Source organism: Geodermatophilus sp. DF01-2, assembly GCF_004571065.1.
Classification (GTDB): domain Bacteria; phylum Actinomycetota; class Actinomycetes; order Mycobacteriales; family Geodermatophilaceae; genus Geodermatophilus.
Window position 1 is genome coordinate 1 of the sequence record NZ_SPQN01000190.1, and the last position, 929, is coordinate 929.

Consider the following 929-nt stretch of genomic DNA (forward strand, 5'->3'; position numbering starts at 1 on the left):
TCAGAGCGTGTTGAGAAAGCGGGCTGACAGGTTCGGTGTTGTGCGCCAGGGTGGGACATGGGCTCTTCCCCGGCCTACCCCTCGGACCTGACCGATGCGCAGTGGGCGCTGATCGAGCCGCTGGTGCCGGTGCTCAGCACCCGCGGGCGTGGCACCCGCGGCGGGCGTCCACCCAAGTACTCCCGCCGCCGGATCGTCGACGCGATCTTGTACGTGGACCGGACCGGTTGTTCCTGGCGGCAGCTGCCGCACGACTTTCCGCCGTGGGAGACGGTCTACTTCTACTTCTCCCGGTGGGCCGCCGACGGCACCACCGACCGGATCCACGACGCGCTGCGCGACGCGGTGCGCGATGCCGCCGGCCGGGATCCGATGGCCTCGGCCGGCGCGGTGGACTCCCAGACGGTGCCCGGTGCGGCGACCGTCGGCAAGAACTCCCGCGGCTGGGACGCGGGCAAGAAGGTCAACGGCCGCAAGCGGCACCTGGTGGTCGACACCATGGGCTTGCTCATCGTGGTGCTGGTAACCGCGGCCAGCGTGCAAGATCGCGACGGTGGCATCCGGGTGCTGGACCGGGCGAAGATGGTCATGCCCTCGCTGGTGCTGGTCTGGGCCGATGCCGCCTACAGCCGCCGAGCCCAGGACTTCGCCTCCCGGGCACTGCGCATCCTGGTGCAGGTGGTGGCCAAGCTGGTCGGCCAGCAAGGCTTCGTGCCGCTACCCCGTCGCTGGGTGGTCGAGCGCACGCATGCCTGGATCACCGGCCATCGTCGGATGAGCCGAGACTACGAACGGCTGCCCGCGCACTCCGAAGCGATGATCAAGTGGGCCATGATCGGATTGATGGCCCGCCGACTCGCGCCTGCACCCGGCCGCCGTCCCTGGCAACCGGCACGCGCCGCCTAATTGCTTTCTCAACACGTTGTCAG

General features: G+C 69.3%; 1 protein-coding gene. It reads left to right on the top strand.

Annotated features, from left to right (window positions below):
• The first annotated feature begins 57 nt into the window (after window positions 1-57).
• Window positions 58-906 (top strand): IS5 family transposase, encoded by an 849-nt coding sequence (locus tag E4P41_RS21770; RefSeq protein WP_135143264.1) that lies wholly within the window; start codon window positions 58-60, stop codon window positions 904-906.
• Window positions 907-929: the final 23 nt, after the last annotated feature.

What these genes read in the sequence shown, in the direction of transcription:
- E4P41_RS21770 (WP_135143264.1), top strand. Translation starts at nt 58, where the DNA reads ATGGGCTCTTCCCCGGCCTACCCCTCGGACCTGACCGATGCGCAGTGG.